The sequence below is a fragment of the Brevibacillus centrosporus genome, from assembly GCF_046622605.1.
Lineage (GTDB): Bacteria > Bacillota > Bacilli > Brevibacillales > Brevibacillaceae > Brevibacillus > Brevibacillus centrosporus.
In genome coordinates this window covers 5,256,582-5,270,000 of sequence record NZ_CP176856.1, presented here as the reverse complement: position 1 = coordinate 5,270,000, position 13,419 = coordinate 5,256,582, and the positions used below count along the sequence as shown (strand labels likewise).

General features: G+C 49.4%; 10 protein-coding genes. 8 read left to right on the top strand and 2 right to left on the bottom strand.

The genetic code is table 11. The features are described 5' to 3' along the window. The first annotated feature begins 11 nt into the window (after positions 1 to 11). The 5 genes from ACLIN2_RS26475 to ACLIN2_RS26455 all read left to right on the top strand — a co-directional run bounded on the left by ACLIN2_RS26475 (position 12) and on the right by ACLIN2_RS26455 (position 6,298). Complete coding sequence (locus ACLIN2_RS26475) at positions 12 to 1,463, top strand: polysaccharide deacetylase family protein (protein WP_411502602.1); 1,452 nt, start codon at positions 12 to 14, stop codon at positions 1,461 to 1,463. A gap of 69 nt (positions 1,464 to 1,532) precedes the next feature. Beyond that, entirely contained in the window at positions 1,533 to 2,963 is a 1,431-nt protein-coding gene (locus ACLIN2_RS26470) for a polysaccharide deacetylase family protein (protein WP_411504602.1), read from the top strand. Positions 2,964 to 3,126: 163 nt separating this feature from the next. Next, on the top strand, positions 3,127 to 3,768 hold the full coding sequence (locus ACLIN2_RS26465; RefSeq protein ID WP_411502601.1) for a flavin reductase family protein: 642 nt from the start codon (positions 3,127 to 3,129) through the stop codon (positions 3,766 to 3,768). A 153-nt stretch (positions 3,769 to 3,921) separates the two neighbouring features. Further along, complete coding sequence (locus ACLIN2_RS26460) at positions 3,922 to 4,485, top strand: DNA-3-methyladenine glycosylase I (protein WP_400585095.1); 564 nt, start codon at positions 3,922 to 3,924, stop codon at positions 4,483 to 4,485. Between the two features lie 127 nt (positions 4,486 to 4,612). Then, positions 4,613 to 6,298, top strand: coding sequence for a methyl-accepting chemotaxis protein (locus ACLIN2_RS26455; RefSeq protein WP_411502600.1), 1,686 nt, complete (start codon positions 4,613 to 4,615; stop codon positions 6,296 to 6,298). 89 nt (positions 6,299 to 6,387) lie between these two features. Here ACLIN2_RS26455 and ACLIN2_RS26450 read toward each other — a convergent pair whose 3' ends face one another. Both ACLIN2_RS26450 and ACLIN2_RS26445 read right to left on the bottom strand, forming a co-directional pair. Further along, entirely contained in the window at positions 6,388 to 7,716 is a 1,329-nt protein-coding gene (locus tag ACLIN2_RS26450) for an MFS transporter (protein ID WP_218033690.1), read from the bottom strand. Positions 7,717 to 8,053: 337 nt separating this feature from the next. Beyond that, entirely contained in the window at positions 8,054 to 8,812 is a 759-nt protein-coding gene (locus ACLIN2_RS26445) for an IclR family transcriptional regulator (protein ID WP_258957836.1), read from the bottom strand. 390 nt (positions 8,813 to 9,202) lie between these two features. Here ACLIN2_RS26445 and ACLIN2_RS26440 point away from each other — a divergent pair, with 390 nt between their 5' ends. The 3 genes from ACLIN2_RS26440 to ACLIN2_RS26430 all read left to right on the top strand — a co-directional run bounded on the left by ACLIN2_RS26440 (position 9,203) and on the right by ACLIN2_RS26430 (position 13,253). Beyond that, the gene (locus ACLIN2_RS26440) at positions 9,203 to 10,543 is read left to right on the top strand and encodes a lyase family protein (RefSeq protein ID WP_411502599.1); all 1,341 of its coding nucleotides are present in this window, start codon (positions 9,203 to 9,205) and stop codon (positions 10,541 to 10,543) included. Continuing rightward, entirely contained in the window at positions 10,527 to 12,059 is a 1,533-nt protein-coding gene (locus ACLIN2_RS26435; protein WP_411502598.1) for an aldehyde dehydrogenase family protein, read from the top strand. Before ACLIN2_RS26440 ends, ACLIN2_RS26435 begins: the two co-directional genes overlap by 17 nt. A 75-nt stretch (positions 12,060 to 12,134) precedes the next feature. Next, on the top strand, positions 12,135 to 13,253 hold the full coding sequence (locus ACLIN2_RS26430) for a Zn-dependent alcohol dehydrogenase (RefSeq protein ID WP_092273897.1): 1,119 nt from the start codon (positions 12,135 to 12,137) through the stop codon (positions 13,251 to 13,253). Positions 13,254 to 13,419: the final 166 nt, after the last annotated feature.

Sequence of the window (13,419 nt, the reverse complement as noted above, 5' to 3'; positions counted from 1 at the left end):
GGAGTAGAATCATGAAATTTTGGAAAGGACAAAGAAAACGATTCTGGGGAAAAATGCTGGGTGTGACTGGAGCACTGGCCCTGCTTTTGAGCAGTTCCGTAATGGAGGCTACGGCATACGCCAATACACAACCAGCATCCTCCGTTGTTCGCTATACGGGAGAGCCAAGCAAAGCTGTTTCCATGGTTTATACGACTAAGCCTGAGCTCGCTTTGACTTTTAATGGATTAGGTGACGAGAAAAAGCTGACGCAGCTTTTAAACGATCTGGATACATACAACATCAAGGCGACGTTTTTTCTGCCGGGAGCGCAAGTAGCCAAACAGCCGCAGTTAGCCAAGCAAATCCTGGCGAGAGGTCACGAGATTGAGAATAATGCGGTACATGGACATGATCTGGCGAATCTAAGCTACGAACAGATTTATCAGCAGATAAAGGAGAGCAAGGAGCTGATCCTCAAGCATACAGGTGTTACGCCGAAATATGCTCGGACATGGCTTGGTACGTACACGGACGATATTCGTCTGGCAGCGGCGCACAACGGTCAAGAAGCTGTCATCGGTTACAGTCTGTTCTTGCATAACTGGCACGATGAAACGGAAGAGCAAAAGAACAAATACGTGCGCAAGTATATGAATCGTGGCGGAATTATTGCCTTGGATATCGATGAAAACATTCATTTGTCAGTATCCATTCCACTGATCGCCAAGGCTGCTGCCGAAGCAGGGTACCAGTTTGTGCCCCTCCAGACGCTTCTGGCTCATGGTCAGGAGAAATTACCCTTGGAAAAGATCGAAGGCTACGATGCAGCCAAGATCAACCCCTACTACACCAATGCTATGGCCAAAGTGGTGAAAAGAGTGGAAACCGATGAGAAAAAGGTAGCCATTACGATCGATGATTGGGGTAGCGATGCGACAGTAACAAACATCCTCCGCATCCTAGAAAAGTACCAGGTCAAGTCCACCTTTTTTCTGCGGGCAGACGGCACAGCTAAAAATCCGAACCTGGCTCGAGCCATTCTAGAAGCAGGGCATGAAGTAGCGAATCACACATACTCCCATCCCAATAACACCCATATTACGCCGGAACAGCTTCAGCAGGAGATCGTCAAGGCACATCAGGTCATTACAGAAGCCATTCAGCAAAAGCCCACGATGTATTTCAGACCTCCGGCAGGAGCAGTCAACGATGACGTGGTCAAAGCCATTGCGGCGACGGGCTACGAGACCATTGCCCTATTCGATGTGATTCCCTCGGATCACGACAAGAGCAAGAGTGCGGATGACATTGTGAATGCCGTTCTCGAGAAGACAAAAAACGGCAGCATTGTTTTACTGCACATGCTGGATGATATTCAAACTGTCGAAGCTCTACCGAGAATAATAGAAGGTTTGCAAGCAAAGGGATACTCGCTGGTAACCATGACGGAGCTGGTAGAGGAGTCCGAGCAAGGGAAATAAGAGAGACTATCTGTTGATGGATAGCAAAAAGGGAGAAAAGGCATGACCAGAGGAAGAAGCGCCGGCTTCATGCTGCGTGTACGTGAAGGATTCGTGATGGGCATGGTGCTTATGCTCGTATCGGGTTGCTCCATGTTTGTAAACAAAGATGAATCGGTTGACAACTTGAAGGGGAAAACGGACGCAGAACAAAGCATTACCCGCTACACGGGAGAAAAAAGCAAAGCGATTTCTTACGTGTACACAGCTAGAAAAGAATTGGCTTTAACGTTTAATGGCATGGGCGATGAAAAAACCATGAAACGTTTGCTGGATCAGTTGGATGCAAGCCAGATCAAAGCGACCTTCTTTCTACCGGGCATGCGGGTCGCCGAAGAGCCGAAAATCGCAAAAGACATCTTGGCTCGTGGACATGAGATCGAAAACAATACGCTCAACCAACTAGACACGAGCAAGCTCAGCTACGAACAGATTTATCGCGAAATACAGCTGAGTAATGAAGTGATCAAAAGAGAGACAGGGATTGTTCCACGCTACGTTCGCACCAAGTCTGGAGATTTTACAGATGAAGTCCGTTTGGCGGCCGCTCATTTGGGAATGGACGCCGTTGTCAGCTACAATATTAACCCGAAGGACCGGGACTTGAGCAGGGATGCTAAAACGATCGGCGATTACATCACACGATACATATCAAGAGGTGGAATCATCTCGTTAAATACAGACATTAACCCGGAAGTGATTCCCGCGATTCCACTGATTGCTCAAGCAGCCGAGGAGATTGGCTACAAGTTTACGACGCTCAGTGAATTAATCAAAAACGGCGGTGAACGAAAGCCGCTGGAAAAAATCCCAGGCTACGATGCTGCCAAAGTGAACATGAACTATCAGAATGCCCAGTACAAGCTGGTCTATAAATCGGACACAAACAATAAGCAGGTCGCGCTTACCTTTGATGACTGGGGAAGCGATAAGACGGTTACAAAAATCTTGGATATTTTAGCAGAGCATGATGTAAAAGCGACCTTTTTCCTGAGGGCAAAAGGGGTAGAAAATAACCCGAATCTGGCACGAGCCATGGTCGAGGGCGGTCATGATGTCGCAAACCATTCCTACAGTCACCCGGTGGTAACGACGTTGAAGCCGGAGGACCTGCAAAAGGACATCGTGAAAGCCCATCAGGTCATTACGGAGTCGATCCAGCAGCAGCCTGTCATGCTGTTCAGACCGCCGACGGGTGTCGTGGACGATCAAACCGGGAAAGTGATTGCAGCGACTGGCTACAAAGTGATTGCGATGTATGATGTCACTACGCTCGATTGGGATTCCAAAAACAGTGCGAAGGATATTGTAAACGGTGTTCTTACCCAGACGCAAAATGGCAGTGTGATTCTGCTGCACATGCTCGATGATATCCATACGATTGAAGCTTTGCCAGTCGTGCTGGAGAGCTTGAAGAGCAAGGGCTACACATTTGTAAAAATGGCTGAGATGGTGAAATAGACAGAGGAGCTGCCGGAAGAATTCGGCAGCTTCTTCTCGTGTGGCAGCCGGACAAAATTAATTGCTTTGCGATCTTGCTGTCATACTTGGAAAGTCTATATCACGTAAAAGCTCTGTGCTACAGTTATGAAAATCTGGAATGCAGAGGAGACGTGGAAGGCCTATGCACATGGTAATTGAGCCAAAAATTTTATACTTTGGAAGCGCAGTTGTATTGATCACTACAAGGAATGAAACGGGTACAGCAAATGTAGCGCCGATGTCCTCGGCTTGGTGGCTAGGCCGATCGTGCATGCTCGGGATGAGCAGCCAGTCACAGACCGTGCAAAATTTGATGAGAGAAAAAGAATGTGTGCTCAATCTTCCGTCAGTAGATATGGTGCCGGCAATCGAAAGACTTACTTTGTTAACAGGAAGAAATCCGGTTCCGGAAAAGAAAGCTGCACGGGGATACCAATTCGAGGCAGATAAGCTCGGTGTCGCGGATCTATCTTCATTGCCGTCAGAGGTCGTGCAAGCGCCTAGAGTAAAGGAATGTCCCGTTCAAATGGAGGCTAGGCTGGTAAAGCTGCATCCGATGGAGGAGCCGAGCTCGCTGGTGGCCATGGAAGTTTACATTGAAAAAGTTCATATTCAGCCAGGTCTTCTCATGGATGGTCACCCGAATTACATTGATCCGGCAAAATGGAAACCGCTGCTCATGAATTTCTGCCAGTACTTTGGCTTGGGAGAGCAGCTTTCGGACTCCAGATTAGCACCGGTTTTCGGTCCGCCTAAAAGGGCAGGGCAAAGTGAGACATGCTGATTGATTGAATAGAAAGCAACCCTGACCCGCGATGACTAGTAATCCCGTCAAAACGGGTTTTCTTTTTTCTAAGGAAAACTTGCAGAAGTGGTTATGTTTGTTTATCCTAACAATAAGAATATACGTTCGCAAGATTAAAGGGGGCAGCAAACGATGAACAGATGCGGCTGGGTAAACGAGGATCCTTTGTATATCGACTACCATGATCACGAATGGGGAGTACCCGTTTATGACGACCGGCTCCTATTTGAGTATCTCAATCTCGAGGGAGCACAGGCAGGACTAAGCTGGTATACGATCCTGAAAAAAAGGGAGAATTATCGGAAGGCATTTGATAACTTCGAGCCTGAAAAAATCATTCACTACGATGAGAACAAGATAGAAGAGCTGCTAAATAATGAAGGGATTGTGCGAAACAGATTGAAGGTCAGGGCTGTTGTGACCAACGCAAAGGCCTTTTTCCGCGTTGTAGAGGAATTCGGCTCCTTTCGAGAATATATCTGGTCTTTTGTAGGGGGAAAGCCGATTCAGAACCATTTTACAGCTATGTCTCAGGTACCAGCCACTACTGACGTGAGCGACAAACTGAGCAAGGATTTGAAGAAGCGAGGATTCACCTTCGTGGGTTCTACGATCTGCTATGCCTTTATGCAGGCAGTAGGCATGGTTAATGACCATATCACAGCTTGTGATTGCTATTCAAAAGTAAACAAGTGACATCTTTCAGACAAATATTGGTTACAAATCGTTTACAATTCTAGGCTGGCGATTGTTTTGATCCCCTCAAACGCATTACAATTTACGAATATGTACAGTTGCATCATGTTTGTTTGAGGAGGAGACTGTGTCAATCGCCAAAAAAATTGTATGTGCATTCTCTCTAATTTTCGTCATGTTCGCAGCAGTTGGCAGCTATCAGTACGTAGTTTCCTTACAGCAAAGTGAGACCACCACGATCATGGAAGCCAAAACGCTACGTTCAGCTCTTATGGCTGAGGAAATGAAGATGTCCGTCATTCAGGTTCAACAATGGTTGACTGATATTAGCGCCACACGGGGACAAAATGGGATGGATGATGGTCTGGACGAAGCATCCAGATACGCAGCAATGTTCCGGAAGTCTGCTGAGGAAATGAAGCAGGTTAATCCTGAGGATCAGGAGCGTCTGCAAAAGATAATAGTGGCTTTCGATGATTTCTATGCCGTCGGTCAAAAAATGGCACATGTCTTTATCGACCTAGGTCACGAGAAGGGCAATCAGCTAATGGATGACTTTGATGCCCAGGCAGAAAAGGTCAACAGTGAAGTAGATGCTTATCTCCAGGAAAAGGTGCAGCAAATAACAGATTCTGTAAGCTCCATTCAAGACTCCATCGAGCTTTCCAATCGATTGATGCTTATGTTTTTCCTGGTCGTTCTGGTGGTGAGCAGCGTTGTTGCGTATGTACTGAGCCGCTCCATCATCAAGCCGCTTCGCTTGTTGAACCAGAAGGCGTTAGTAATCGCAGATGGCAAGCTGGATCAGCCGGTAGTGATCCAATCCAGAGATGAAGTGGGTCAACTAGGGACTGCTTTTGAAAAAATGCGTACGAATCTGAATGTGCTCATTCAGGAAGTAAAGAAAACCGCTGACGAGGTGGCCGCTTCCTCAGAGGAACTGACTGTAGGTGCAGAGCGTACCGCTGAATCATCGCGGCAGATTGTCAGCTCAGTAAAGGAGATCGCTGATGGCGCAGAAAGGCAGCAGCACGGCTCGAACCAAAGTGCTCGCAGCATGGAAGAAGTCAATGCAGGGATTCATATGGTGGCTACGTCATCATCTGCGGTAGCGGAGCTGTCGCTTACGATGTCAGAGCTCGCCAAGCTGGGAGATGACACTGTCTCGCGAGTAGCTGCGCAAATGGAGCAGATCAACAACCAGACGGAGCAGACAAACGAGATCATTCGAACACTGGATGCCCATTCTACCCAGATTGTGGATATTTTGCGGGTCATGGAAGCCATTACGGGACAGACACAAATCCTCGCACTCAATGCAGCGATTGAAGCTGCACGGGCAGGAGAGCAAGGGAAGGGCTTTGCCATCGTAGCAGAGGAAGTCCGAAAGCTGGCTGGACAGTCCCAAGAGTCGGCGGCACGAATCGCCCACTTAATAGAAGAGATCCGTACCTACATGGCGACTGCCGTTTCTGCAATGAGTGAAAGCAGCAGGGAAACCGCGTCTGGCATGCAGGTAGCCAGTGAAGCGAGCGATATTTTTACAACCATCCGCAATAGCATCATCGAGGTAACGGATCAAGTGCAGGAAGTTTCCGCATCTGCGGAGCAAATGGCAGCCAATACGCAGCAAGTCAGTGAAGCGGTCATCCTTATGAAAGAGATTGCGAACCAGGCGCTGGCGTACGCAAAAACCACAGTCAACTCGGTAGATGAGCAGCTGCTATCGTGTGAGGATGTAGCCAGCTCTGCGGACAAGCTGAATCGGGAGGCACTCCGACTGCAAGCGCTGGTCAGCAAGTTTGACGTGTAAAGAACCCAAAAGAAAGAGCCACATCTTCCGTGAGTCAGGGGCAGGACAAGCCCTGTAACAGAAGATGTGGCTCTTTTTCATTCTTGCAACTAAGCGGTTTTTTGCATGTCACTCGCTTCGCTGAGCGAGAGGTTTTTCGTTTCAGGAGCCCAGGCGATGGAGACCAGCGTACCGACCACCAAAACCCCCGTCAACGCGAGCATGGTCGGGTGAATCCCAAAACTGTCGATTCCGATCGGCAACAAGAAGGTACCGATGGCGGAACCAAATCGGCTGAAGGAAGTCGCGAGTCCTACGCCGCTGGAGCGAACTTCTGTAGGGAAGCTTTCGGCAGGAAATACTCCCACGAGGTTACTTACTGCCGACATGATCAAAGTAAAGATAGCAAAGACGAGAATCATCAGTGTGGTAGCGCCTTCAGGCAAGACTGTCAGCAGGAACAGGGTGACTGCCAGGATGATGAAAGAACTGATCAGGAAGCCGCGACGGGAATACTTGATCGTGCACCAAATGCCAAGAAGGGCACCCACGACCAGCAAACCGTTCAACAGCAAATCCGTACCGAAGTTTTCGCTGAGACCCATCGATTCCAAAATCGCAGGCAAGAACGTATAGATCGCAAAATAAGGGATGACCAAGCAAACAAAAAACAGGCAGTTGAACACAGTACGCTTGCGCATGTCCTTGCTGAAAAGTTGGGCAAAGCTTCCCTGCGTTTTTTTGACAGGTGTTTCATCATCCAGCACGATGTTTGGTCCAAGATACTTTTTCACGATGTTGCGTGCTTCATCAATGCGTCCTTTGTTAATCAGCCAGCGTGGAGATTCCGGTGTACCCATACGCAGTAGCAGAATAACGACAGCAGGAATGGCGGAAGAAGCGAGCATATAGCGCCACGCATCAGGTCCAATGCTGAGCAGATAAGTACCGATCAAGGTCGATGCTACATACCCAAAGGTCCAAATCACGCTAAAGGAACCGAGTAGAACGCCGCGGTGCTTTTTAGGGGAAAATTCAGCCAGCATGGTATGTCCAACACTATAGTCGCCACCCATACCGATCCCGATCAAGATGCGCAAGAGTAATAGCTGTGCCGGAGTATCGGCAAAAAATTGCAGGAAAGAAGCTAACGTAATCAAGATAAAGCTGAAAACGAAGATCTTTTGCCGTCCAATAAAGTCGGAAATATAGCCGAGAATGAGACTGCCAAGGAAGAGACCGATCAAGGCAGAACTGCCGATCAGACCAGTCCAGAGAGGGTCGAGATTCATTTGAGGCTTGATGAGAGTGAAAGCGATTCCAATAATACCTAAAACATAACCGTCAGTGAAGTGGGCACCGAACGTAAGCGCTGCCATCTTGATGTGAAACTTGCTCAGTGGAGCGTCGTCCATTTTAATCATTTGGCTACTGTTCACATGAATTCCCCCTTGTAAAAAAACTATAAAACTACGGTTCGCCTAAGTAGGGGTTGGGCGAAGAGTACATCGAAAGGATGACTGGAAGTAAAAAGAATGTTCATAATGTGAACTGTTTATTCGCGATGTGAAACTAAGGTGATTATATGTGCTCATGTCGAGAATTGTCAATCATTTTTCAAAGGTTTGTTTTCCTCGGCCAAAATGAGGGGAAATCCACATCTCTTTTAGGATGTTCAAGAATGGAGGAATCATGAAAAATAGGAAAAGCCTGACGCGTTAGGGCGCATCAGGCTTCCGTGGCGGCCATTAGCAGGGCCGTTTTTTTTTTTGGAGCTTACTGCAAATGCTCGGCAATATCGCGAGCAGCTGCGAACAAATACTTCGTACAGGCCAAGACTTTTTCTTCCGTAAATCGAAAATTCGGTCCGCACACGCTGATAAAGGCCACGAGAACATGGCGTTTGTCGTAGATCGGGGCAGAAATGCCGTTTTCATTTACATCCAGCTCACCAATCACGGTAGCATACCCAAGTTTTTTGACCCTTTCGATCTCTTCTCGCAGAAGCTTAGGGTCCGTGATTGTATCAGGAGTCATACTTTCTAATGGCTGCTCGAGGAAAAAGTTGAGCTCATCTTCAGAAAAGGTACTAAGAAGGACTTTGCCGTTCGATGTACAGTGCAGCGGCAAAAAGGCGTTCACATAGTGAGCAACGCGTACACTGTTGGCCGGATCGATTTGGTCGATCGTAAGGGTACCGAGGTGCTTGGGGACGCTGAGCAGGACAGTCTCCTGTGTTTCTTCGCGCAGCTGCTCCATGCTTTTTCGGGCCCGGCGGATGAGTGAGCCGTATTGCGGGGCCTGGGCAGCAAGGCGGTTGGCAGCATAGCCGAGCAAGTAACCCTTCGTCAGAGGGTCACGTTCAATAAAACCATGATTTTCAAGTGTTCCAATCAGTCGCCACACAGTCGTGCGGTTCATTCCTGACTTTTCAGCCAAATCTACGATGGAAATAGGATCTTTGCTTTCTCCTACTAACTGGAGAAGCTGCAGAGCTCGATCGACTGCTTGAACAGATGAGTTTTCCTGTTTCATGCGCACGTTAACACTCCATTAATTTTTTCCAATGTAGATCATTATAGCGTAGATTTTTGCTTGAAAGCTATTCGTTTATATATCTAAGTGCTAGAAGGGCGGGAAAACGAGCGGTGGAGCACTCCCTTCCAGAAAAAAATGTTTGTTTGACAATTCCGAGGAGAGCGAATTATAATCTGGTCATGTTCATATAATGAACTTGTTGTTCGCATTGTGAATTAAGATCAAAGCTGTGGCATCTGCAGATAGCTGCCTATTCGCCTTTACGGAGGCACGAGCTAGTGTAGGGCTGGCTGGTAGGAGGTTGCTTTGTCTGCAGATGATCGACAGTCTCCATGTTCAGTAGGGGGGGCAACCAGACTGTACCCCTTTTGGAGGAGATGGTTGAAGATGAGAAAAGAACAGGACTCGTTTGGCACATTGGAAATACCGCAGGATGCACTTTACGGCATCCAGACCGTGAGAGCGTTGCAAAATCTATCGTTCTCCGGCAAAAGCCTGCGTCAGTATCCCGCGTATATTGCGTCACTGGCAATGGTCAAAAAGGCGGCAGCACGGGCGAACGAGAGAGCAGAAGTGATCGAGACATCCGTTCTTCAAGCGATTGAACAGGCTTGTGACGAGCTGATCGCAGGCAAGCATCTCGAACATTTTCCTGTCGATATTCTGCATGGCGGCGGTGGTATCGGAACGAACATGAACGTCAACGAAGCCATTTCCAACCTGGCTAATGAGCAAGCGGGAATGCCGCGTGGGACCTATGCTCCTGTGCATCCGGTCGATCACGTGAATGCCTCCCAATCGACCTCAGATGCTTGTCATACGGCGATACGCATGGCGATTGTACAGGAGTATGCAGGACTTGATGACCTGCTAGCCCGGATGCAGGAGACTTGGGAAAAGCTGGTGCAGCGTTTGATGCCGATCACCACGATTGCACGAACCTGCCTGCAGGATGGCATGCGCGTACAACTAGGTGAAACGTTCAGTGGCTACGCGGCGGTATGGAAGAGACGACATCGCTCCTTGAAACAAGCAGTCCAAGAGCTTCTCGCGGTGAATCTGGGGGGAACGGTGATTGGTTCTGGCATCGGTGCTCCTAGTGCCTATCGTGAAGCGGTTCTCGCTGAGCTGTGTCACCTATCTGGCATGCGGCTACAGCATCGGGAAAACTTGTTTGATGCGGCACAAAACTTGGATGATCTGGCGCAGGTTTCGGCTCAGCTTTCCTTGCTCTCTACTTGCTTGCTTAAAATCGCGAAAGATTTACGTTTGCTGTCCTCAGGTCCGGAAGCAGGCTTTGCTGAAATTTCGCTTCCAGCCGTACAGGCGGGGTCTTCATTTTTCCCCGGAAAAATCAATCCGGTCGTGCCTGAGAGTTTGATCCAAAGCTGTTTTCAGGTTTTGGGGTGTGACCGGGTTGTCCAGGCGACGCTGGAGCATGGGGAGCTCGATTTGAACGTGTTTGAAGGCGCAGCAGGAGCCAATATTTTGGATGCGCTTTACATGCTGAAAAACGCGCTTGTCCTGTTCCACGAGAAATGCCTCGCAGGTATCGAAGCCAACGAAGAGAGATGCGAGGAATTAGCCAATACCTTCATTCCGCTTGTCGTGGATTTGAAGGAGAAGCATGGCTACAGCTTTGTTTCCAAACTGATCAAGGAAAAAGGACGGGAAGGGGTCAAAAGCTTTTCCCGAGATGGAGGTCTTAACGATGAATCAAACAAATGATCGAGCAATTTTTGAAGGAATCGACCAGCCAAAGCTGGAGTGGGCGAAAGAATGGCTGCTGTCCACGAAAAAGCTCTACATCAACGGACAATGGGTCGATAGCGCAGGCGATGAAATCATCACTTCTACCAACCCGGCGAATGGCCTGATTAACGGTTCGTTTCAGGTTGCAGCTCCAGAGGACGTAGATCGTGCAGTAGCAGCGGCTCGTGCGGCTTTTGACGATGAAAACGGAGCATGGCGTCAAGTGACACGCAAGGAGCGTGCAAAAATTCTGCGGAAGATCAGCGCTCTTTTACTGGAGCATCAGGCAGAAATCGCTACGCTGGAGACATTGGACAACGGAAAGCTGTACACCGAGTCCTACAAGGATGACGTGCAGGAAGCCTCCGATGTATTTGAATACTACGCTGGCTGGACGGACAAGTACTACGGGGAAAACAATCCGGTTGAGGGCAACTTCCTGAGCGTAACCACGCGTGACCCGATCGGGGTATGTGCGCAGATCGTTCCTTTCAACTTCCCGATCGACATGGCGGCATGGAAGCTCGCTCCAGCACTCGCGATGGGAAATACCATCATCCTGAAGCCGTCCGAGGAAACGTCATTCTCTGCCATCCGCTTGTTTGAAATCATTCATGAAGCAAATATCCTGCCTCCAGGCGTAATCAACCTCGTTCTGGGTGCGGGCAGCGTCGGTTCCCACATGAGCCGCCATATGAACGTAGACAAAGTGACTTTTACAGGGAGCACGGCGGTCGGAAAACAACTGGTGCGCGACTCTGCGGACTCCAATTTGAAGCCGGTGTCACTCGAGCTGGGCGGAAAGTCTCCGAACATCCTATTCAGCGATGCACCGAACCTGGACGCTGCCATTGAACGTTCTTTTTACGGACTGTTCACGCATAAAGCGGAGAAATGCTCGTCCCCAACCCGTTTGTTCGTCCAACGTGACATCTATGACCAAGTAGTAAATCGTTTGGCAGAAATGGCGAACGGCTACAAGCTGGGTGATCCTTTTGATCCAACAACGGATCAAGGAGCGCAAGTCTCCAAAAAACAATTGGAGCGTATCCTCGGCTACATCGAGAGCGGAAAAGAGCAAGGCGCACGTGTGGCGGCAGGTGGCGAACGCGATCTGACAGGCGACAATGCTAACGGCTACTTCATCCGTCCCACCATTTTTGCGGATGTTCACAACAAAATGAAGATCGCCCAAGAAGAGATTTTTGGACCCGTTCTTTGCGTCATTCCGTTTGATACCGAAGAAGAAGTGGTTGAGATGGCGAACGACACGATATACGGATTGGCTGCAGGTCTGTGGACAGGTGATATGTCCCGCGCACATCGCGTGGCGAACAAGCTGCAAGCCGGTCAAGTCTTCGTGAATCGCTACGGCTGCTATGATGTAGCAAGTCCATTCGGTGGCTGGAAGCAAAGCGGCTGGGGCAAAGAGTTTGCGATCCACTCCTTGGCTTCCTATACAAAAGCGAAAGCGATCTGGTTTGCCTACTAAAGCCTTTTCATAGATACATGATGATCCACCCGTGCAACGCTACTACGAGAACAGTCCGCGAAAGAGGGAATAGACATGAAAATGAAAGCAGCTGTGATGACAGGAGTCGGACAACCGCTTGCGATTCAGGAAGTAACACTCGATGCACCAAAGGCAAATGAAGTATTGGTACGTGTGGCAGCAACAGGTGTATGCCACAGCGATCTGAATGCACTGGATGATGAGACTACTCCGTTCCCAACGATCCTGGGGCATGAAGGGGCAGGGGTTGTGGAAGCGGTAGGCCCGAATGTAACCAAGGTGAAGCCTGGGGACAAAGTAGCGCTGAGCTGGGTACCTTACTGCGGTACGTGCGAATTTTGCGTGACAGGAGCGGTTCATCTTTGCGAATCCGCTTTTGGACCCATGTTTGAGGGAACCTTGCTGGATGGAACGACCCGCCTGAGCAAAGACGGTGAAAAGATTTACCACAATTCCTTGCTGTCTACCTTTGCAGAATATACCGTTGTTCCCGAAATGTCCTGCGTGAAGCTGCCGGATGAAATGCCGCTCGCACAAGCATCCTTGATCGGTTGCGGCGTAGCGACAGGATATGGCGCAGCCGTGCACGCGGCAGGTGTTACACCGGGCAGCACCGTGGCTGTTTTCGGAATCGGCGGCGTGGGTGTCAATGCTATTCAGGGAGCGCGTATCGCAGGTGCCTCTAAAATCATTGCATGCGACATGAAGCCGGCAAATCTGGAGATCGCCAAGAAGTTTGGCGCGACGCACACGATTAACGTAGGGGAAGAAAATGCAGAAGAGCGTCTGAAAGAGCTGACAGATGGCTTTGGTGTCCACTTTGCGATCGATTGCACAGGAAATACGAATGCGACGCAAAGCGCTTGGAAAGGGACACGCAAAGGCGGCACAGTCGTTGTTATCGGTGCCTTCCATCCAGCAAAAGAAATCACGCTGCCAGCTGGCGGCTTCCATCGTGTCGGGAAAGTGCTGAAAGGCAGCTTCTACGGAAACACCCAGCCATTCCGCGACTTCCCGGCCATCGCGAAGCTGTATTTGGACGGTAAGTTTAATCTCGATGATCTGGTATTGGGCCGCATCCAGCTGGACGAGATCAACAAAGCGTTTGATTCCTTCCATGACGCGTGCTGCATCAACGTAGGGAGAACCGTCATCGAGTTCCCAGAAAAATAAACGAACGAAAAGCTCCTCCTGCTCCCCGCTTAACGGGTGGGGCAGGAGGCTTTTTGGTGCGCCCAGCATGGGCGATAGCTCTAGGGTGTAAGTCCCGAACGGGGGTTGGCTGTACCAACCGTTAGCCCAAGGCAAGGGTGTCCACCGCGAGGTGGAATCTGAAGGA